At 59.8% G+C, this 18,764-nt stretch carries 17 protein-coding genes, 1 tRNA gene and 1 pseudogene; 11 read left to right on the top strand and 8 right to left on the bottom strand.

Annotation, left to right across the window (positions count from 1 at the left end; genetic code table 11):
• The first annotated feature begins 1 nt into the window (after position 1).
• The 6 genes from V8Z78_RS22465 to V8Z78_RS22440 are packed head-to-tail and all read left to right on the top strand — an operon-like array spanning position 2 to position 2,129.
• Complete coding sequence (locus tag V8Z78_RS22465; RefSeq protein ID WP_349732182.1) at positions 2-196, top strand: hypothetical protein; 195 nt, start codon at positions 2-4, stop codon at positions 194-196.
• A gap of 52 nt (positions 197-248) precedes the next feature.
• Entirely contained in the window at positions 249-554 is a 306-nt protein-coding gene (locus V8Z78_RS22460; RefSeq protein WP_349732181.1) for a hypothetical protein, read from the top strand.
• Complete coding sequence (locus tag V8Z78_RS22455; RefSeq protein WP_349732180.1) at positions 554-844, top strand: hypothetical protein; 291 nt, start codon at positions 554-556, stop codon at positions 842-844. Before V8Z78_RS22460 ends, V8Z78_RS22455 begins: the two co-directional genes overlap by 1 nt.
• A 9-nt stretch (positions 845-853) precedes the next feature.
• The gene (locus tag V8Z78_RS22450; RefSeq protein WP_349732179.1) at positions 854-1,171 is read left to right on the top strand and encodes a hypothetical protein; all 318 of its coding nucleotides are present in this window, start codon (positions 854-856) and stop codon (positions 1,169-1,171) included.
• On the top strand, positions 1,168-1,638 hold the full coding sequence (locus V8Z78_RS22445; protein WP_349732178.1) for a lysozyme: 471 nt from the start codon (positions 1,168-1,170) through the stop codon (positions 1,636-1,638). The genes V8Z78_RS22450 and V8Z78_RS22445 overlap by 4 nt, the downstream gene beginning before the upstream one ends.
• The gene (locus V8Z78_RS22440) at positions 1,635-2,129 is read left to right on the top strand and encodes a hypothetical protein (protein ID WP_349732177.1); all 495 of its coding nucleotides are present in this window, start codon (positions 1,635-1,637) and stop codon (positions 2,127-2,129) included. The genes V8Z78_RS22445 and V8Z78_RS22440 overlap by 4 nt, the downstream gene beginning before the upstream one ends.
• 77 nt (positions 2,130-2,206) lie before the next feature.
• Here the strand turns inward: V8Z78_RS22440 and V8Z78_RS22435 are convergent, their stop codons facing one another.
• From V8Z78_RS22435 to V8Z78_RS22420, 4 genes are all read right to left on the bottom strand, one after another.
• Entirely contained in the window at positions 2,207-3,094 is an 888-nt protein-coding gene (locus V8Z78_RS22435) for an Abi family protein (RefSeq protein WP_349732176.1), read from the bottom strand.
• A 273-nt stretch (positions 3,095-3,367) separates the two neighbouring features.
• Positions 3,368-4,666, bottom strand: coding sequence for a Y-family DNA polymerase (locus tag V8Z78_RS22430; RefSeq protein ID WP_349732175.1), 1,299 nt, complete (start codon positions 4,664-4,666; stop codon positions 3,368-3,370).
• A gap of 9 nt (positions 4,667-4,675) precedes the next feature.
• Positions 4,676-5,533 (bottom strand): excinuclease Cho, encoded by an 858-nt coding sequence (gene cho, locus V8Z78_RS22425; protein WP_349732174.1) that lies wholly within the window; start codon positions 5,531-5,533, stop codon positions 4,676-4,678.
• 4 nt (positions 5,534-5,537) lie between these two features.
• Positions 5,538-5,954: a LexA family protein gene (locus V8Z78_RS22420; protein WP_349732173.1), complete on the bottom strand. Its 417-nt coding sequence runs from the start codon at positions 5,952-5,954 to the stop codon at positions 5,538-5,540.
• Positions 5,955-6,183: 229 nt separating this feature from the next.
• On the opposite strand from V8Z78_RS22420, the gene V8Z78_RS22415 reads away from it, so the two are divergent.
• Positions 6,184-6,260: transfer RNA gene (locus V8Z78_RS22415), tRNA-Arg, on the top strand.
• A gap of 107 nt (positions 6,261-6,367) precedes the next feature.
• Here V8Z78_RS22415 and V8Z78_RS22410 read toward each other — a convergent pair.
• Positions 6,368-8,104 carry a M14 family zinc carboxypeptidase gene (locus V8Z78_RS22410; protein ID WP_039050894.1) on the bottom strand — a complete coding sequence of 579 codons (1,737 nt, stop codon included), beginning with the start codon at positions 8,102-8,104 and terminating at the stop codon, positions 6,368-6,370.
• 213 nt (positions 8,105-8,317) lie between these two features.
• Positions 8,318-10,160, bottom strand: a pseudogene (locus V8Z78_RS22405) (DEAD/DEAH box helicase).
• Between the two features lie 264 nt (positions 10,161-10,424).
• On the opposite strand from V8Z78_RS22405, the gene ettA reads away from it, so the two are divergent.
• Positions 10,425-12,086, top strand: a complete 1,662-nt coding sequence (gene ettA, locus V8Z78_RS22400) for an energy-dependent translational throttle protein EttA (RefSeq protein WP_003063408.1) — start codon at positions 10,425-10,427, stop codon at positions 12,084-12,086.
• A gap of 48 nt (positions 12,087-12,134) precedes the next feature.
• Entirely contained in the window at positions 12,135-14,438 is a 2,304-nt protein-coding gene (locus tag V8Z78_RS22395; RefSeq protein ID WP_349732172.1) for a DUF1631 family protein, read from the top strand.
• Here V8Z78_RS22395 and V8Z78_RS22390 read toward each other — a convergent pair.
• Positions 14,435-15,472 (bottom strand): P1 family peptidase, encoded by a 1,038-nt coding sequence (locus V8Z78_RS22390; protein WP_349732171.1) that lies wholly within the window; start codon positions 15,470-15,472, stop codon positions 14,435-14,437. The two genes, V8Z78_RS22395 and V8Z78_RS22390, sit on opposite strands and share 4 nt — an antisense overlap.
• Before the next feature lie 162 nt (positions 15,473-15,634).
• Between V8Z78_RS22390 and V8Z78_RS22385 the strand changes: the two genes are divergently transcribed.
• Entirely contained in the window at positions 15,635-16,471 is an 837-nt protein-coding gene (locus V8Z78_RS22385; protein ID WP_349732170.1) for a MetQ/NlpA family ABC transporter substrate-binding protein, read from the top strand.
• 207 nt (positions 16,472-16,678) lie between these two features.
• Positions 16,679-17,521, top strand: coding sequence for a MetQ/NlpA family ABC transporter substrate-binding protein (locus tag V8Z78_RS22380; protein ID WP_034361679.1), 843 nt, complete (start codon positions 16,679-16,681; stop codon positions 17,519-17,521).
• A 3-nt stretch (positions 17,522-17,524) separates the two neighbouring features.
• On the opposite strand, the gene V8Z78_RS22375 is transcribed toward V8Z78_RS22380, so the two are convergent.
• On the bottom strand, positions 17,525-18,727 hold the full coding sequence (locus tag V8Z78_RS22375) for a leucine-rich repeat-containing protein kinase family protein (RefSeq protein WP_046462628.1): 1,203 nt from the start codon (positions 18,725-18,727) through the stop codon (positions 17,525-17,527).
• Between the last annotated feature and the right edge of the window lie 37 nt (positions 18,728-18,764).

Raw genomic sequence — 18,764 nt, 5'->3', positions numbered from 1 at the left:
TATGCGCTACGCAATGCACCGTGCCGGCGAAACCGTCATTTTTCAGATGCTGGAATGCCCCGAATCCATCGTCGCAGAGGTCACTCCGCCTGGCGTGGTCTGTGTGCCCGTTGGCCTCGATGTCACAGACGTCACGCACCTGATCGTTGACGGTGCTCCTGTGCTGAAAACAGAGGTGGACGCGCCCGCCAGCTGAACCCCTTCTTCTCCCTTAAACCGCTCTCTATTTATTGCAAAGGATGAACACCATGACTGAAAAAATTATTGGCCTTCACGCTTCCCTGTTTGACGACGACTCGGGTGCGCCCATTACCCATTTCGTGATCGCGCAATACACGATCCGCACGCTCAACTCGCCAGGCAGTCAGACCGTGTTTCAGGGCTATGTGAGCCAGTCGGCATTTCAAGCCGGCAAGCGCCCGCTGACCAGCCGCGTGATCGATGTGCCCGAGGTGCCGCCCGGTGGTGATGTGGTGCAGTGGCTGTATGAGCTGGCACCCACCATCGAGGGTACCGACCTCTTCGGCGCCGTGCCGGTGACTGCGAGCGCCTGATGGACTGGACGCCGCTGATTCACGCGCTGATCGCCATGCTGGCCCAGACCCTGGTCGGCCTGGTGGTGGGCAACTGGTGGCTGGGTGGGGCGCTGGCCTGCAGCTGGTGGCTGGCGCGCGAGCACACCCAGGCCGAGTACCGATGGATTCAGGCATTTGCCGCAGGCCATCGCGCGGGCATGCCCTGGTGGGGTGGGTTTGATCCCAGGGCCTGGAACTGGGCCAGTGGCCTGGATGCGCTGGCACCGGCGCTGTTTTGCCTGCTGCTGTTCATTACAACCAAGCCATAGGAGGGGCTGATGGAGGAGCTAATCGATGAGCTGCCTGTGCAGGAGCATGGGCAGATTAAAGAACGGTTGGACAAAGGGAGTGAGCGCATGGCGACCATCGAGCGCGATCTGAAGGCTCTGGCCCAGGAGCTTCAACAAGAGCGTCAGGAGCTGCAGGAACTCAAGCAGCAACTGACGGAAATGCTGGAATTTTTCACCGCCATGAAGGGGGCATTCAAGGTGCTGAACTGGGTGGCAGCCATTGCCAAGCCACTGGCAGCCATCGTCATGCTGGGCGGTGCCTGTGTGGGCTTCTGGACTGCAATGAAAGGAGTGACAAGCCGATGAGCTGGAAAGAAAAACTGATTGCGGCCATTGGCGGCGCTGCCGTGGCCCTGGCCGTGCCCCTGGTGCAGAAGTACGAGGGCACCGTGCTGCGCAGCTACCGCGACCCGGTCAACGTGTTGACCAGTTGCACGGGGCATACCGGCCCCGAGCTGCGCGATGGGCAGACGTTCACTCGTGAGCAGTGCGAGGAGATGCTTTACAAGGACTTGGCCAAGCATGCCGACGCCCTGAGCTGCGTGCGTGCGCCGCTGACCGATGGACAGCGGGCGGCCTTCCTGAGCTTTGCCTTCAACGTGGGGGATGACGCCTTCTGCCGCAGCACCCTGGTGCGCAAGGCCAATGCGGGCGACATTGACGGAGCCTGCGCCGAGCTGAGCCGCTGGACCTTCGCAGGCGGCAAGCAGTTGCCTGGCCTGGTCAAACGCCGCGCGGCAGAGCGCCATCTGTGCGAGCGGGGGCTGGCATGACCGGCGCGTCCCGGATCTGGCCGTGGCTGGCCCTGGCCCTTGCCCTGCTGCTGGCAGTGCAGACCCAGCGGCTGGCCAAGGTCGAGACTTCACAGTCAAAAGCGGCGGCGGCGCAGGCTCAGCAAGCGCAAGCAGCTACAGAAAAGAAAGCGGCGGCCGTGGTTGGGCACGGTGCTGCCCAACAGGAAAACACCCATGACTACACGCAAGAAATGGCCCGTCTGGAGGCTGGGCGCACTGCTGATGCTGCCCGCATTGCAGGCCTGCAGCACGACATCAGGGCTGCGGCAACCCGCAACGCCCAGCTTGCCGGTGACGCCGGTGCCTGCCGAGATCTCGCAGATCAGCACCAGCGACTCGCAGCCCTTGCTGCGGGAGGCGCGGGCGTGGTTGGCCAGCTTGTCGGACTGGTCGAGCGCCGGGACGCCCAAGTCAACGCCCTGAAGGGGCAGGTACAGGTAGACAGGGCGCTAATCGAGCGTCTGCAGTAGATGCGCAAACTTGCTTCCACCGGGATTTTTTTTTGCGATGAAACGGCAAAATAGAGCTGCAAGAGCCCTTTTTGAGTTCACCAGCCAGGCTGGGTTTCCCAATTCTGTGGGAACCCAACCTCCAAGATTTTGACGGTTGGATATTTGTCGAAGATGGCTTTCAGATCTGCTTTCCAGCGATTGGGTAGCGATGTCTGGGTGAGCATGTACTGAATAACAGTGGCTAAGGCAAAGAACTCCTTGTTGTCCTTAAAAATGATTCCCAGTCTCTTGTACTCGCAAGGGCTGACATTTTGAGTATTGCCGAGGAGTTGGCCGTGATGTGCTACAACATTTCGAAGAACTGTTATCGCGTGAATCCAAGACGCGAACACATTGGGTTGATCAATGTTGAACTTCATGGCGATTGCCTTTTTGTCATTGGTATCGCGCAGGATTTCGTAGGTTCTTGACCATAGGCCAAAGCTCACGCATTCACTAATTGACCAGCTTGGAGGAAGGTACGGGTCATCGTGCTTGCTGAAGTAGTGCTTCACGAAATTGTTCTTTCCGCGGCCTACTTCACTCTCAATTTTTTGGAGAAGTTGGCCAAGACCCCATGCTTTTGTGGGTTTGAATGCGGATGGCTTTAAGAACCAATGTGGGCCATGTTTCTGACTTAGATAATTGGCGATGCTAGATCGAATTGCAACCTCTAGCCTGTCTATGGCTTCAATCGTCGCAGCTCGTAGCTCTCGATCAAACTCGCAACGATTAGCTATATCAGTAAAGCTGTAGCCTTGTGGGAATTGATTGGTTGCTTTGTCGATGAGGTGGTGCCAATATCCCTTGAGTCGGTAGCCGCCAACATATTGGAGATAGTTGAGCGCCGTCGACCGATCCGCCACTTGAAGACCTTGGCCTTCGAGCTTGGTAAGCAGCGTGCTGGGATTTGACGCCGATTTAGTGAAAGTGGTTAGGGACACACTAAGAACTTTCGGGCATGAAAAACCCGCCTTTTGCACGCTGCTTTTTAAGGCAGACCCTAGCCGAAGCTAGGACGTGTGGCGGGTGTGTTGGGGCTAGTTTAGCTCAGTAAAGATATTTTTAATACTTCTTCTTGACTTCCTGCCACTTCTGTGATCGGTGACTTCTTGGAATGGACACTACATCTAGTGTTTGGGGCGTACAAACGTGCCACTTGGCACTACATTTAGTGTTTGTTGTTTTTTGTAACATTGCATAGAAGGTCATCGTCCTTAAGCCCTAGCAATGGGAATGTCATCCAGTTTCGTGGTGTATCTCGGTGTGCGGCGTTCTTGTCGCATGCGCCAGCCGCTCTCGTCCAACTCGGGCACACCAGTGCTGGCGACATGCACCGTGCCCTTGCCAAAGCGCTTGTTGACCTTGTCCATGGCCTCCATCAGCTTACTCTGATCGCGGCCTGGTTCCTCGAAAAGCAGGTCGCCTTGGTGAACGGTTGCCGGGCACAGATCCTGCAGCATCACTCCGGCCTTGGAGAGCTGGTAGCCGGGCTCATAAATCATGCGCAGGCCGCGCACAGCGGCATTCACGAGGGCCTTGGTGTCGGAGGATGGGGGCTGCAGCTGCATCACGGCCATGTTGTAGAACTTGGGGCCGGGCCTAAATGGCGATGTGTGCGCGAAAACATGCAGGGCACCTGCGCGCAAGCCGCCAGCGCGCAGCTTTTCTGCGGCCCTGGTCGCAAATTCGCTCACGGCTTCAATCAGTGGGGGGAGGGTGGTGATGGGGTGGCCGAAGCTGCGGGTACATGCAATCTGCTTTTTGGCAGCTGGGGCCAGCTCCAAGCTCATGCAGCTGACGCCTTGCAACTCGCGCACGGTGCGCTCAAGCACCACGCTCCAGCCATCGCGCGCGGCATGGGCGGGCAGCCTGGCCAGGTCCAGTGCCGTCAGCACGCCTTGCTCGGCCAGCTGGGCCGAGATACGCCGGCCCACGCCCCAGATCTCGCCAGCGGCGGTGCGGCCGAGGATATCGATGCGTTGCTGCTCGGATAGCTCGGCCCAGTTGCAGACCCGCTGCAGCTCTGCGGGATAGCTGCCAGGCTTGCGCTCCGAGTCCTTGGCGACATGGTTGCAGAGCTTGGCCAGGGTCTTGGTGGGGGCCAGGCCTATGCATGTAGGGATACCTGTCCATCTCAGGATGCGTGCCCGAATAGCAAAGGCGCGGCGCGTCAGATCCCGCACGCCGTCCAGATCCCCGATGAATGACTCATCAATGCTGTAGATCTCCTGGGTGGGGCCCAGACCGGCAGCCAGCGACATCATGCGGTCGCTCATGTCGCCGTACAGCTCAAAATTAGGTGAGAGGCAGACGAGGCCCTTGTGCTCGACCAGATCACGCAACTGAAAAAACGGCTGCCCCATCTTCACGCCCAGGGCCTTGGCCTCATCGGAGCGTGAGATGGCGCAACCGTCGTTATTGCTCAGGACGATGACAGGAATGCCTTGCAAAGCGGGCCGGAAAGCCCGCTCGCAGCTGACGTAGAAGTTGTTGCCGTCGATGAGCGCAAACATTTGCTCCCCCTACAAGGGGATGATCTTGGCGCTGCCGCCGAGGATGGGGCGGCACAGGATCTTGTAGCCGTCCGCATCGAAGCCTGCGGCCACGCTGTTGAGCTTGCGCGCGGCTTGCACGGTCGGGGCGCTGCCCAGGTAGCACCAGTTGTGGATGACATGGATCTGCCGCATGTCCTCGCACTTTTCCTCGATGCCGACGGCTCCAGAAAAGGGCCAGGTCACCACGCGCAGGCCTTCAAGGGCTTCGATGAGCCGGGCCCGATGCTGCTCTGAGGTTTCTACGCCGTGGCAGACACCGGCACATTGACGCACCATGCTGCGAAAGCAAGCGCGGCCTTGGGCCAGCTTCTCCAGGCCCAGCGCGCCATAGCAAAGCTTGTGCTGATCGGCGAGATCACGCAGCGCCTCAAGGGCTGAATGACGGCTTGCATATAGACCAAAAATGTCGGGTGTGCTGGCAAAGTCGATGTCTCGCGAGTAGATGACTTGCGGCTGATCGCTGGCCAGCTGCAGCGCGCACAGTTGCCGGTTACGGCGCAACTTCTGATTGAACAACGGTTGCTGCTGCTTAATGAGTTGCGCTTCCAGCAGCAGGGCCCCGATTTCGCCAGCAGTGCGTATGAAGCTGATGCGCGCTGCCTGGCGCAGCATTCGGGCCTCATCTTCGGTGCGAAAGTGCGAGAGCAGCCTGGCGCGCAGGTTGATGCTTTTTCCGATGTACAGCGGCAACTCGCCTTCGGCGGCATGAAAAATATAGACGCCCGGTGCAGCTGGCACCCCCTCTAGCGAGGCGAGCAGGTGCTCGGGGTACTCGTATACGCGGGCCGCTTCAAACTCTGGCCGTCGTTTGGCGGGAATGTGCATGTGTTCACCTGGCAAAGCGCTTGATGCAACTGGTTACGACGCCCCAGATTTCCAGAGTCTGCCCCTCTTTGGGCACGATGTCGGGATAGGTGGGATTGCCGGCCCTGAGTTTGCAGGAGCCGCTGGCGGTGTGCAGCACTTTGACAGTGAAGTCACTATCAATGATAGCCACGACGATGCTGCCATGGCGGGGGCGCAGCGCACGATCGACCAAGATCATGTCTCCGTCATCGATGCCGTATTCGCGCATGGATGGCCCGGCCACGCGTAGTAGAAATGTGGCCTGGGGGTGCTCAACCAGCAATTCAGCTATGTCCAGCCGCTTCCCCGAGAAGTCCTCGGCCGGTGAGGGGAAGCCTGCGCGCACGCTGCAATCTGCCAGAGGCAAAGCAACTGGGGAGGCAGTGAGTTGGACGGGCATGCCGCTCAAGAGTCGATGGCTGTACATGCATACAGTATATCAATTGACCGCCATCAACCCTCCTGCGACCCTTTTGGCGGTGGATGCATACCTGCCGTACGTTGTACCGAAGGCGGCCCGAACCAAGGCATAATAACGATCGGTCATATCAAACGAGAAATGACCAATGCGGAGCGCTCCGCAAATCTAGGTTGAGTCCAGAGCGAAGAAACCTAGTGAAATCAATCATCTGCCCGTAGCTCAGTTGGATAGAGCAACAGCCTTCTAAGCTGTGGGTCACAGGTTCGATCCCTGTCGGGCAGGCCAAGCGAAGAAAAAGCCCATTCATGCAATTGCATGAATGGGCTTTTTGTTTCTGCATCAGCAGTGTGCGCAGAGTGCATTTAAGACTCTGCGATCTTGCCTCTATATTTTCATTCCATTTCTTCTTCAAAAACGACCGATGGTGCGGCGACGACGCGTGCAATGTCCGTGGGGGCAGTAATCAGGCTTTTGCTTACATAGCTGAAGGGTGTGTCAGGTTCGAGAGCTGCAGTCGCCAAATGCGCTTTTGCCTGGTTGAGGGTGATGTAGTAGCTGCCCATTGGCGCTTCAATGGCGCCACGCGTCAGCACGGGGGTGTTGCTGCCGGTACGGGATGGGGTGTAGTTTTCTGCCAGCATCTGACCAGATTCTGCAATCTGCATGACTTGCACTCCCTGTAGGCGCAAACGGTCGACGGCTCGCCCTGAGTCAGCCGACAGCCAGTAACCGCATGGGCGGGGACGGCTTTGTTCGGGCTTTATGTTCAGCGATGAATTCCAGTCCACACGGGCTTCGATTTCCTGGCCGGATTCGGCCTGCAGCATGCGGATGGTGCGCTGCTCAGGTGTTTGTTTGGCCTGGATGGTCAGGGTGTTGCGGCAAGCGAGAGCGGAAATATCGCGGGACACAAAGGATTCGACCTGCTTCAGGTTTTTTGATTTCTCGGCCGTGGCTCGCAGTGCTGCAGTTGCCGCAGTGACCAGGCTGTGCACGCGGCGCTGAATGTGCAGGCGCCCCAGGTCGGAGCCGCGGCTGGCTATCAGCAGAGCGACAGAGTTTTTGAGGCTGCTGGTGTTGGCAAGAGTGTCGGCAGTCAAACCGGCCATGGACATTGATTTGTCCTCAGGCTGAGCACTGGGCTGAAAAAACCATTCATTGCTGAGCTCTGCCTGCTTGAGAGCGTTGCGTATGGGTTGGCTGAACCACTCTCGTGCTGCCTTGTTGACAAATTCGTGTGCATTGGCCGTGGCAGCGGGTTGCAGTAGTACGTCGTAGCGCTGCACGGCCTGAAATTTCTGCAGCAACGTGCCAGCTGCTGCAAATTCACGTAGATCAATCACAGCTGCAGGCCGGTAGTTACGGGTCAGGCGGGCGAGGGCCTGTGCTTCCGGAGTGCTTAGCAGAAGATGATCGTGAACGAGGTCTGTGCCGTCTGCTGTGACGTGGCTGGCTGTGCCTGCCGCATCAGGATTGGCCCGGGGTACGATGATGATGTTGGTCTGCTGCAGCAAGGGCGCCAGCAGGCCGCCCTGGCTCAGTTCACGTGCGACGACCAACAGGGCCTCAGTGCTGGCAGGTTCGTCGCCACGTTGGCCGCCGACCAAGAGCACAGTGGGTTTGCCGCTGCTGTTGATGGTTGTTGCCTGGGTGCTTTGGCCTTGAGTCGCAATAAGCGCTTGAATCGGCAGTCCTCTTTGAGAGGTACCGATAGTGACGGTGGACAGTTGCGAGCCGTTACCAGCCTTGCTGCTCACTGATTGCAACCATGCAGAAATTTCTGTCTGCGTGCTGAACTGCTGTCGCCCGCTACCCAGACCCGGAGTGTCATAAAGAGTGGTGGGGTCGGTAAAGCGAGACTCGATGGCCGGGTTATAGGGCAGGGCAGTCAGCTGTGGCGTAGGGGCAACCGCCTGGCTGATCACCGAAGGGGCGGCAGGAGAACTTGCTGCGGAGGGGGCTGGGGCCGTTGCAGGGCCTGACATGCCAGCCCAGGGCGGCAGCTGCACATTGGCACAGGCCGTCAATAGCACTGCCGAGCCCACTGTCGTCAGCTTGAGCATGCTTTGGGTCCAGACGGACTGCGTGCGCTTGGCATGAGAGAAAACAGGCTTGGTAAGAAATGTCATAAGTTCAACGCAGATAAAAAGAACATGCCAAGAGCGGAAGCTCAAGCTTCGCACATCTGGAGCCCATATTAGGTCGGCTGGCTTGCTGTCGGCTGTCAGCACGCAGCGATGCTGCAGCTGGAAAAAACAGAAGGGCTGCAATATTGGAGATTGCAGCCCTTCAGGAGGTTGGGTTGAAGGTAGTTTCACACCTTCAGCCATAGACGCCGTGGATTAACGGCCGTAACCGCCGCCAAAGCCTCCACGGTTGCCACCGCGATTGCCTCCGCCGAAGCCACCGCGACCGCCGCCAAAGCCGCCACGGCGACCACGGTCAGCCATGCTGTCCACGCTGGTGCGCATTGGATCTGGCTGGCCACCGGCATTGCTGCCGCGCGCGCCGTTGTGGCGGGCATGTCCTTGCTGCGTGCCCAGGTGCGCATCGGCGCGGGGGGGGTTGGTCGTCGTAGCGGTTGCCGCGTTCACGATCACCGAACTGGCGGGCGCCGCCGCGCTTGGGAGTGCGCTGCTGATCGTTGTTGCCCTGGGGGCGTGGAGCACGCTCGCTCGGGCCGAAGGAGTTGCTGCGCTCGCCGTTGCGCTCTGCGCCGCGATCGGAGTTGCGTTCGCCGCGTTCGACAGCTTGCTGGCCCTGGCTGCGCTGGCTGTTGACGCGGTTGTTGCTGCGGGGCTTGTGCTGGCGTGCGGGGCGTTGCTGTGCTTCACCTTCTGCTTCGCCTTGCTGGGCATCTGCGGCAGCAGGGCGGCGGCCACCGCGGCCGCCATTGGGAGTCTTGTTGGAGCGGATGCGCTCCATCATTTCCTGGCGGGCTGCCTTGGCAGCTGCCTGCATCACATCGCGGCTGGGAGGCTTGCCAGCGCCACCCCACAGGGTTTGTCGGCCCATGGCAATGGGCTCGGCGATTTCGCCTTCTTCAGGACCAAACCCTTCGATGGGCTGCACCGGAATCTCCTGCTTGGTAAAGCGCTCGATATCCATCATGAAGCCTTCTTCGTCCATGCAGACCAGGCTGACTGCGTTGCCTTCGCGGCCGGCACGGCCGGTACGGCCGATACGGTGTACATAGTCTTCCGAGATATTGGGGATCTCGTAGTTCACCACATTGGGCAGTTCATCAATGTCGATGCCGCGTGCCGCGATATCTGTTGCCACCAGCGCACGCAGTTCGCCTGTCTTGAAGCCTTCCAAGGCCTGGGTACGGGCGCTCTGGCTCTTGTTGCCGTGCAAAGCCATGGCGGAAACGCCGTTCTTGGTCAGGTACTCGGCCACGTTGTTGGCGCCAAACTTGGTGCGGGTGAAGACCAGCACCTGACTCCAGTTGTTTTCCTGGATGATGTGCAGCAGCACCTGCTTTTTCTTGCCGCGTCCCACGGGGTGGATCACCTGCTTGATGCGCTGCACGGTGGTGTTGCGCGGCGTGACCTGGATGGATTGGGGGTTGCGCAGCAGACCATTGGCCAACTCGCGAATTTCATCGCTGAAGGTGGCAGAGAACAGCAGGCTTTGCTTGTCCTTGGGCACCAGCGCCAGAACCTTCTTGACGTCATGGATGAAGCCCATGTCCAGCATGCGGTCGGCCTCGTCCAGGATCAGCATCTCGACGGTGGACAGGTCCATGAAGCCCTGACCGGCCAGGTCCAGCAGACGGCCGGGCGTGGCAACCAGAACGTCCACGCCTTTTTCGATGCGGGCGATCTGCGGTTTCATCCCGACACCGCCAAAAATCACCGTCGAGGTGATGTCTAGATACTTGGCATAGCCGCGCAGGTTTTCTTCCACCTGGGCCGCCAGTTCGCGGGTAGGGGTCAGCACCAGAGTGCGGATTCCCTTGCCGCCAAACTTGTTCTTGGGCGCTGTGCCGCTTGCCAGGCGCTGCAACATGGGCAGCGTGAAGGCGGCAGTCTTGCCGGTACCGGTCTGGGCGCCGGCCAGCAGATCGTGCCCGGCGAGAACCAGAGGAATGGCCTGTGCCTGAATGGGAGTCGGGTTTTCATAACCCTGTTCTTGTACGGCCTTCAGAATGGCGGGTGCCAGATTCAGTTCTTCAAATGTCATTGTGATCAATTGCGCCAATCCTGGGCGCGGGGTATCAGCCTGTCATGGCACCCGTGGGGTGCCTGGCCAGTTGTAGGCAGATATAGTTTGCGTGTTGGGAGCTTGGAAACGCTTCCTTTGTCCCCAGCTGAAGTGCTGCTGCAGCAGGCAACTGGACGCCTGTTGCGAGGGGTATTGTCGCATGCACCGATAATCATGGTTTGATTGCCGTGTAAAGCGGCACACTTTTTTGCATAAATCCAAGTAACTCAAAGCAATTCGGACATGGCTCAATACGTTTTTTCGATGAATCAGCTGACCAAGACGGTGCCGCCCAAGCGCCAGATCTTGAAAGGCATTTCCCTGAGTTTCTTCCCCGGCGCCAAGATCGGCGTGCTGGGTCTGAACGGCTCGGGCAAGTCTTCGCTGTTGAAGATCATGGCCGGTGTGGACAAGGAGTATGAAGGCGAAGCCATCCCCATGCAGGGCCTGTCCATCGGCTACCTGCCTCAGGAGCCTCAGCTCAATCCCGAGCACACCGTGCGCCAGGCCGTGGAAGAAGCCATGGCCGAGGTGAACAATGCCAAGGCCCGTCTGGAAGAGGTGTACGCAGCTTACGCAGAAGAAGATGCGGACTTTGACGCCCTGGCTGCCGAGCAAGGTGAGCTGGAAGCCATCATCGCTGCTGCGGGAACGGACTCTGAACATCAGCTGGAAATCGCTGCGGATGCACTGCGCCTGCCGGCATGGGACGCTATCGTGGGTCAGCTCTCCGGTGGCGAAAAGCGCCGCGTTGCCCTGTGCAAGCTGCTGCTGTCCAAGCCTGACATGCTGCTGCTGGACGAGCCGACCAACCACTTGGACGCCGAGTCCGTGGACTGGTTGGAGCAGTTCCTGCACCGCTTCAGCGGCACCGTGGTCGCCATTACCCACGACCGCTACTTCCTCGACAACGCGGCCGAATGGATTCTGGAACTGGACCGTGGCCATGGCATTCCCTACAAGGGCAACTACTCCGACTGGCTGATCCAGAAGGGCAACCGCCTGGAAGCCGAGCAAAAGGGCGAAGAAGCACGTGCCAAGGCCTTGAAGAAGGAACTGGAGTGGGTGCGCCAGAATGCCAAGGGTCGTCAGGCCAAGTCCAAGGCCCGTATTGCGCGCTTTGAAGAGCTGAGCGATTACGAATACCAGCAGCGCAATGAAACACAGGAAATTTTCATTCCTGTGGCCGAGCGTCTGGGCTCCAAGGTCATCGAGTTCACCAATGTCTCCAAGTCCTTTGGCGACCGCATGCTGATCGACAACCTTTCGATGAACATTCCCGCTGGTGCCATCGTCGGCATCATCGGACCGAATGGTGCCGGTAAGTCGACTCTGTTCAAGCTGATCGCGGGTAAGGAGCAGCCTGATTCAGGTACGGTGGATATCGGCCAGACCGTGAAGATGGCCTTTGTGGACCAGCACCGTGATGAGCTGGCCAACGAAAAGACCGTGTGGGAAGACATCTCCGGCGGTTTGGACATGATCACCGTGGGCAAGTTCACCATGGCGTCGCGCGCTTACGCGGGCCGCTTCAACTTCAACGGCCAAGACCAGCAAAAGAAGGTCGGCAACCTCTCCGGTGGCGAGCGCGGTCGCCTGCACCTGGCCAAGACGCTGATTCAAGGCGGCAACGTGCTGCTGTTGGACGAGCCCTCCAATGACTTGGACGTGGAAACCCTGCGTGCGCTGGAAGACGCGCTGCTGGAATATGCCGGTACCGTGATGGTCATCTCGCATGACCGCTGGTTCCTGGACCGTATTGCCACGCATATCCTGGCCGCCGAAGGCGATTCCCAGTGGGTATTCTTTGACGGCAACTACCAGGAGTACGAAGCCGATAAGAAGAAACGACTGGGTGAGGAAGGTGCTGCGCCCAAGCGCATGCGTTACAAGGCGTTGAAGTAAGCATCAAAATGTCTCCAGCATCGGCTGGAGCGGGTATTCTTAGGGGCTATGAGCCTCGCACATGCATCCGTTTCCGTGCTGCGCACCTGCCTTGTCCAGGTGGTGCGTGGCGCTGATGCATTCGCGCTGCGATTGTTGCAGCGCACCGAATATGCGTTGGAGCAATCGCTTTCGACGGGTTTCCACTCTGTAAGGCGCGATGTGCTCGGCGCTGCGCTGCATAACCTGCAGCAGCACCGGGCCTCGGTGATCAGCAGCTTCCCGCAGAATTTGCTGGAGGCGCTGGTACTGTCAGCGCGCCAACCTTTTTCCTTTTCTGCACAGACGCTGGATACTGTCACTGGCCGGCTTTTGCCATTGGCGGCCATGGCCGAGTCGGCCAGCCGTCAGCTCAAGGCCGAGCACAAGCTGGTGCAGATGGTCGAGCCCCAGGTCGAGCTGGCGCTGGCTGATCTGGATGCGTTGATGAGCGGCGCTCAGGGGCTTGAATCCGCTCGGCCAGAGTGCAATCCGCTGCGGCTGGAGAACTATGTACGCGCTTTGAGCCAGTCGTTGACGGCTGTTCAGCCCGCCACGGAAGTGGCCGATTGCTGGCATGAATTCGTGTCGCAGCAGCTGGGCTCGATTCTGGCTTCTGAATATTCCCGTGCTGCCAATTTGCTGCGCCAGCATGGCGTGCAGCCTGCCCGCTATGGCGCGGACGGCGACACCCGGCCTCAATGCCTGCTGACCTTGCGGCTATTGCAGGAGTTGGCCTCAGATCTGCGCTGGATTGATGATTCGCGTTGCACCGTGCCCCAGTCGCTGACAGACTCCATGCTGGCGGGTTGGCCGGCGACCGAGCCGGCCTCTATCGCGCCTGTGCAAGATTCGGGGCTGGAGCCAGGCTGGACTTCGTATTCGGCCAATGCGCTGCAGACTTCGCAACAACCCTGGGTACCCAGTGCTCTGAGGGGATTGCGCGCACCACAGCCCAGTCAGGCGCCCAGTGCTCTGATTCAGATACGCACGCTGCAGCGAATGATGAGCCATATGACCAGCGACGGCCGCCTGCTGCCGCCGGTGCAGCGGGTCTTGTTGCGGCTTGAACCCATGTTGAGCCAGTTGGTGGCGCAAGACGGTGTTTTCTTTGAAGATCGCTTGCACCCGGCACGGCAGTTGCTGGACGAGCTGACGGCTCGCAGCCTCTGGTTTGCCAGCGAATCTGCTCTGGGATTTGCCCACTTCATCACCGTGGCAGAGGCTGCGGCGAACCAGTTGGCTAGTGCAGGGCAGGCAAATGCCAATGTATTTGCCCGAGTGCTGCAATTTGTGCGCGAGCAGTGGCCGCCGGAAGGACGTATGAGCCGCATTGCGGCTCTGAGCCAGCATACCGAGGTCGAGCATTCCACGCGGCCAGGGCTGATGAGCTCGGCGCTGGGGCTGGTCGATCGTCAGATTGTGGGCGCCATCGAGCAGATCAAGCCCGATGCCCTGCAACTGGCGCAGATGATTCGCAGTTTGCCCAGTGCCAAGGGTGTGCCTGAAGATATTCTGGATTTTGTGACCGGCCCTTGGGCCGGTGTGATTGCCCAGGCACAGCAGCGGGCTGAGCCAGGGCAGGAGCGCGACCCGGGGGGCTATCTGGCGCTGGTGCCCAGCCTGCTGTGGAGCGTGTCGCCGCAGGCCGCTCAGGATGTGACGCGGCTGGTTGCCATGGCGCCCAAGCTGCAGCGCCGCCTGGCGCGAGGCTTGCGCAGCGTGGGCCGCACGGATGTCGAAATCGCCGCACTGGCGGCCCGACTGGGAAGCCTTCAGCAGCGGGTACTGGATGCGGCCGAGGTCGCGGGCCAGTCCAGCTCCGACGAATTTGCCAAGGTGGGTGTACTCGGTGAACTGCCCAGCGTGCTGGCGGGTCTGGATGGCGCCTCAGAAACCGTGCGCGCAGGACTGGATATCACCTTGCCGGTACTGACCGACAGAGTCGAGGATCTGCCATTAGTGGCCGTGATGCGAGAGGCGCAGGTTCAGGCCGCAGCCCATTCCTCAGGACCTGTCTTCAAGACCACAGCGCCGCAAAAGACAGCAAGTGCTCCATTGGACGAGACTGAGGCAGTTGTTTCTGCTCCCATGGCGGCACATGCATCCATGGGGCAGAGCAAGCCTGCTGATGTTGCCGAATGGCCTTTGGGCACCTGGGTGGAGCTGTGCAACGAGCGCCAGCAACTGCGCACCAAGCTCACCTGGGTCAGCCCGCAACAAAGCCTGTTTCTGTTTACCGCCGAAGACGGAAGCACCCAGTCCATGACGCGCCGCATGCGCGACAAATTGCTGACGCAGGGGCAGTTGCGGCGACTTGAGGCGATGGCCTAGCTGCTTGCGCTTAAATCCTGATGGCTGGGCAGCGTCGTCTGGCCTTCGATGCGTACCGATTGGGCGAGCAAGACGGCGCGCGCAGTGGCTATGGCCACGGCTTCGGCCGCCAAGGTGCTCAGCGTCATCATTCCCGGCGATTTGCCGCTGCGACCCGTGCCCAGGGCAAACAGGCTGTCGCCATCGCTCATGGTATGCACGGGGTTGATGGCACGTGCCAGGCCGTCATGGGCTACCACGGCCAGGCGATGAGCCTGGGCCTTGGTGATGACAGCGTCGGTCGCTACGACGCCAATCGTGGTGTTGCTGCCGGCCAGAACCGGCCTGGGCTCCTCGCCCGCCAGCAAGGCATCGCGGGTGCCACGCAGTTGCAGGCCGTCTGCCGTGCGCGCCCCGGCCAGCAACTCGCCGTTGAAGGGGTTGAATATATCGCCCAGCGCATTGCAGGCAATGATGGCTCCCACGGTGACGCCATCGACGGTAAAGCTGGCCGTGCCTATGCCGCCCTTCATGGCGCGTTCATGGCCGAAGACCTTGCCCACCACGGCGCCAGCGCCAGCGCCTACGCTGCCCTCGGCGGGTCGCCCGGTGCCTGAGTCCAGCCCCGCATTCCGGCAGGCGGCATAGCCGGCCGCAGCATCGGGGCGTATGCGCATATCGCCCATCATCACGTCGAAGAGCACGGCTGCCGGCACCAGCGGAATCCGGCCCACGCCAATATTCAGGCCGGCACCTTGCTCTTCCAACCAGCGCACGGCCCCTGTGGCGGCGTCCAGCCCCCAGGCGCTGCCGCCGGCCAGCATGATGCCGTGGACCTCCTGCACCAGATTGCTTGGGTGCAGCAAATCGGTCTCGCGCGTGCCAGGGGCTGCGCCGCGCACATCCACACCGCCCACGGCGCCTTGAGGGCAAAGCACGGCGGTGCAGCCCGTGGGGCGACGCGAGTCGCTGAAATGGCCGACGGAGATGCCCTGCACACGGCCGATATGGCCTTCGTGTGCGAGCAGATCTTGAATCGTTGAAAAAGCGCTCATGCCAGTACTCCTTGTATTTCTTATATGTTTTTATGGATAAATAGATGGTTTTTTATTCTTTAGGGTTTGCCCGTGTAGGGGTCATACTTGCTCACATTGTTGCAGCTCGGTAAACAAATGAGAGCCGTGCTGCCCACGCGCATCCAATTCAAGGAGAGATCCATGCCCGCTCATTTTTCTTTTGCCGCCAGCCGCCGTGCCGTTCTGGCCACTGCCGCAGTCGCATTGCTGGCGACTGCCGGTGTACCTGCTCTGGCGCAGGACCCGGCCAAGAAGAACCTGCTGATTGGCGCCACCGCCGGCTCCAACTATGACTTGCTGCAAAAAGGCATAGTGCCTCAGCTGCAGAAAAAGGGCTATCAGATCAAGCTGATCGAGTTCAATGACTATGTTCAGCCCAATCTGGCGCTGTCCGACGGTTCGCTGGATGCCAATTTCTTCCAGCACCGTGCCTATTTCGATCAGTTCGCCACGGATCGCAAGCTGGCGCTGACTGCGATTGCTCAGGGCCCGGTGGCACCCATGGGCGTGTACAGCAAAAAGCACAAGTCTCTGGCCGATATCAAGAGCGGCGCCAAGGTGGCTCTGCCCAATGACCCCAGCAACCTGGCTCGTGCATTGCTGGTGTTGCAGCAGGCAGGCCTCGTCAAGGTCAAGGAAGGGGTGAACCCGGCCCGTATCTCCGAGCTGGATTTGGCCGCCAATCCCCACAAGCTCAAGTTTGTGGCGCTGGAGGCAGCCCAGTTGCCGCGTGTGCTCGAAGATGCTGACTATGTGGTGGTCAATGGCAACTTTGCCGTTTCCTCGGGTCTGAAGCTGAGCGAGGCCGTGGTGCTGGAAAAGACTCCCGATCTGTACCTGAACGTGGTGGCCGTGAAGACCGGCAACGAAAACAGCCAGTGGGCCAAGGATCTGTCTGCTGCCTACCGCTCGCCAGAGTTCAAGGCCGTGGTGGACAGCCAGTTCCCCGGCTACTCCAAGCCTGCTTTCCTGAAGTGATGGGGTTGGACTGAAGACGTCAAGGGCCGCGATGCGGCCCTTTTTTCATGCTCGTGGATTTGCCGGTTTTAGATGAAAAGCAAATAAGAGCATGGGTTTTTATTGGTTGGAATTTGCTCTCCCTGTCTGGATACTGCAAAGGCCTCTGCATGGATGCAGAGTCAGACCTTTGATATCAAAACACAGTACATCAACGAGGAGCAAAGCATGACCACTCTTTTTTCCGTAGCGCACCGCCGCCGCAGTCTTCTGGCCACCGCCCTGCTGGCGGGAGCCGCTCTGGCTATGGGTGCCCTGCAGGCCGCAGCCCAGGACGCCGGCAAAAAGCAACTGGTCATCGGTGGCACGGCCGGCTCCAACATCGACCAGCTTCAATACGGCATAGTTCCCATTCTGCAGAAGAAGGGCTACAAGGTTCGCCTGGTGGAGTTCAACGACTATGTCCAGCCCAACCTGGCTTTGGCCGACGGTTCGCTGGATGCCAATTTCTTCCAGCACGAGGTGTATTTCAACCAGTTCAAGGGTGACCGCAAGCTGGATCTGACGGCCCTGGTACAGGGGCCGATTGCGCCCATGGGCGTCTACAGCAAGCAGCGCAAAAGTCTGGCCGAGTTGAAGGAGGGCGATCGCATTGCCCTGCCCAACGACGCCAGCAATCTGGCTCGGGGCATTCTGCTGCTGCAGCAGGCGGGTCTGGTCAGGCTCAAGGAAGGCGTGAACCCGCTGCGCGTGTCCGAGCTGGATCTGGCCTCCAATCCCAAGAAGATCAAGCTCGTGCCCCTGGATGCGGCTCATCTGCCGCGCGCGCTCGATGATGCACAGTACGCCATCATCAACGGCAACTTTGCGATCTCCTCGGGCCTGAAGCTTTCAGATTCGGTGCTGCTGGAAAAAACGCCCGAGCATTATCTGAACATCGTGGCCGTCAAGACCAAGGACAAGGATGCGCAATGGGCCAAGGATCTGGCTGCAGCCTACAAGTCCGCCGAGTTCAAGGGCGTGGTGGACAGCAAGTTTGCGGGTTATGCCAAGCCCGCATTCTTGCAGTAAGACTCAGCCGACAAGAGCCTGAACCTCATCCTCCAGATAGCGCAGCGCACGCAGCTCAATCTGCTGCAGCTGCGCTTTCTGCGTTTCGGGCAGGCCCTGCAAAAGCGCAGCGGCCCCAAAGTCGCTGAGCACGGCGTGCCCGGTCTGCAGATTGCACAGGATATTGTGGGCATACAGATCACCATGCAGCAGACCACGGCCGTGCAGATGGGTGATGGCAGAGCGTATGCCTTGCAGCAGCTGCTGGGCCTGGTTGGCTTGCAGGCGAAGTTCGGGGTCATAGACATCACGTGTGCAGCTGTCGAAGCTTGGCGGACCGGCTAGCGGCTGCAGGGCTGAATCCAGCAGGGGCAGGGCCGTGGCCATTTGCCCGTCAGGAGCGCCCAGAACCTGCGCCAGTGGCGTCAGCAGATGAGGATGCTGTCCTGCCGCAATGCCTGCTGCCAGTTCGGATTGAGGCGTGCCGTCGCTGGTCTGGGCGGCCTTGAAAACCTTGAGTGCCAGCTCCTGTCCGTTGAGGCTGGCGCGGTAGATATGGCCGCTGGCGCCTTCGCCCAGCTTGCCGGTGATCTGCAGATTTTGATAGAAAATGGGCTCAATCCCATGCCCTGAAAGCGTATCCAGCTCCTGTTTTTGAGTCATTGGATTGCCTGCAAGCGCCAGCCATGCTAGGTGTGGCAGCCGGAAGATGACTTCAGGAGCATCTTCGAAATGGTTGCTTGCCACGCGCAGCAACTCCAGCGCTTGGCAAACTTGCAGGCTCTGGGGCAGCTGCCTCAGCTGGTTGCATGACAGCATGAGCTTTTGCAGACGCGTGCATTGGCCGATGGACTCGGGCAACTGCTGCACGCGGTTGTCCGTGAGAATCAGCCAGCGCAGACGCGCCGGCAGGCTGTCCTCGGGTACATGCGCAATGCGGCAGGCCTTGAAGCCCACCATTTCGAGTTGCGGCATGCGGCCCAGCACGCGGGGCAGTTCGCTGAACGGATTGTTCGAGGCAAACAGAATGCGCAGCCGCGCAAAACGCGTCAGATCATCGGGTAGGGTGCTGAGCCGGTTGCCCGACAGATCGAGGATCTCCAGCGTATCGGCCAGCTGATAAAGCGCGGCGGGGAACTCGGTCAGCCCATCGCAGAGCCTGATATGGTGTGCGCGGGCCAGTGAACCATTGGCCAGCCCGGAGTGAAACTGCTCTAGCGTCAACATAGGACGCGCAGTCTAAGCCCTGAGCACCCATGCACCT

It is taken from the genome of Comamonas sp. wu1-DMT, from assembly GCF_040187805.1.
Lineage (GTDB): Bacteria > Pseudomonadota > Gammaproteobacteria > Burkholderiales > Burkholderiaceae_C > Comamonas > Comamonas thiooxydans.
This window is presented reverse-complemented; position numbering and strand designations above follow the sequence as displayed.

Bases quoted from the DNA above. Each gene is read 5' to 3' on its own strand.
- V8Z78_RS22465 (WP_349732182.1), top strand. From the start codon at position 2: ATGCGCTACGCAATGCACCGTGCCGGCGAAACCGTCATTTTTCAGATG.
- V8Z78_RS22460 (WP_349732181.1), top strand. From the start codon at position 249: ATGACTGAAAAAATTATTGGCCTTCACGCTTCCCTGTTTGACGACGAC.
- V8Z78_RS22455 (WP_349732180.1), top strand. From the start codon at position 554: ATGGACTGGACGCCGCTGATTCACGCGCTGATCGCCATGCTGGCCCAG.
- V8Z78_RS22450 (WP_349732179.1), top strand. From the start codon at position 854: ATGGAGGAGCTAATCGATGAGCTGCCTGTGCAGGAGCATGGGCAGATT.
- V8Z78_RS22445 (WP_349732178.1), top strand. From the start codon at position 1,168: ATGAGCTGGAAAGAAAAACTGATTGCGGCCATTGGCGGCGCTGCCGTG.
- V8Z78_RS22440 (WP_349732177.1), top strand. From the start codon at position 1,635: ATGACCGGCGCGTCCCGGATCTGGCCGTGGCTGGCCCTGGCCCTTGCC.
- V8Z78_RS22430 (WP_349732175.1), bottom strand. From the start codon at position 4,666: ATGTTTGCGCTCATCGACGGCAACAACTTCTACGTCAGCTGCGAGCGG.
- cho (WP_349732174.1), bottom strand. From the start codon at position 5,533: ATGCACATTCCCGCCAAACGACGGCCAGAGTTTGAAGCGGCCCGCGTA.
- V8Z78_RS22420 (WP_349732173.1), bottom strand. From the start codon at position 5,954: ATGCCCGTCCAACTCACTGCCTCCCCAGTTGCTTTGCCTCTGGCAGAT.
- V8Z78_RS22410 (WP_039050894.1), bottom strand. From the start codon at position 8,104: ATGACATTTCTTACCAAGCCTGTTTTCTCTCATGCCAAGCGCACGCAG.
- ettA (WP_003063408.1), top strand. From the start codon at position 10,425: ATGGCTCAATACGTTTTTTCGATGAATCAGCTGACCAAGACGGTGCCG.
- V8Z78_RS22395 (WP_349732172.1), top strand. From the start codon at position 12,135: ATGAGCCTCGCACATGCATCCGTTTCCGTGCTGCGCACCTGCCTTGTC.
- V8Z78_RS22390 (WP_349732171.1), bottom strand. From the start codon at position 15,472: ATGAGCGCTTTTTCAACGATTCAAGATCTGCTCGCACACGAAGGCCAT.
- V8Z78_RS22385 (WP_349732170.1), top strand. From the start codon at position 15,635: ATGCCCGCTCATTTTTCTTTTGCCGCCAGCCGCCGTGCCGTTCTGGCC.
- V8Z78_RS22380 (WP_034361679.1), top strand. From the start codon at position 16,679: ATGACCACTCTTTTTTCCGTAGCGCACCGCCGCCGCAGTCTTCTGGCC.
- V8Z78_RS22375 (WP_046462628.1), bottom strand. From the start codon at position 18,727: ATGTTGACGCTAGAGCAGTTTCACTCCGGGCTGGCCAATGGTTCACTG.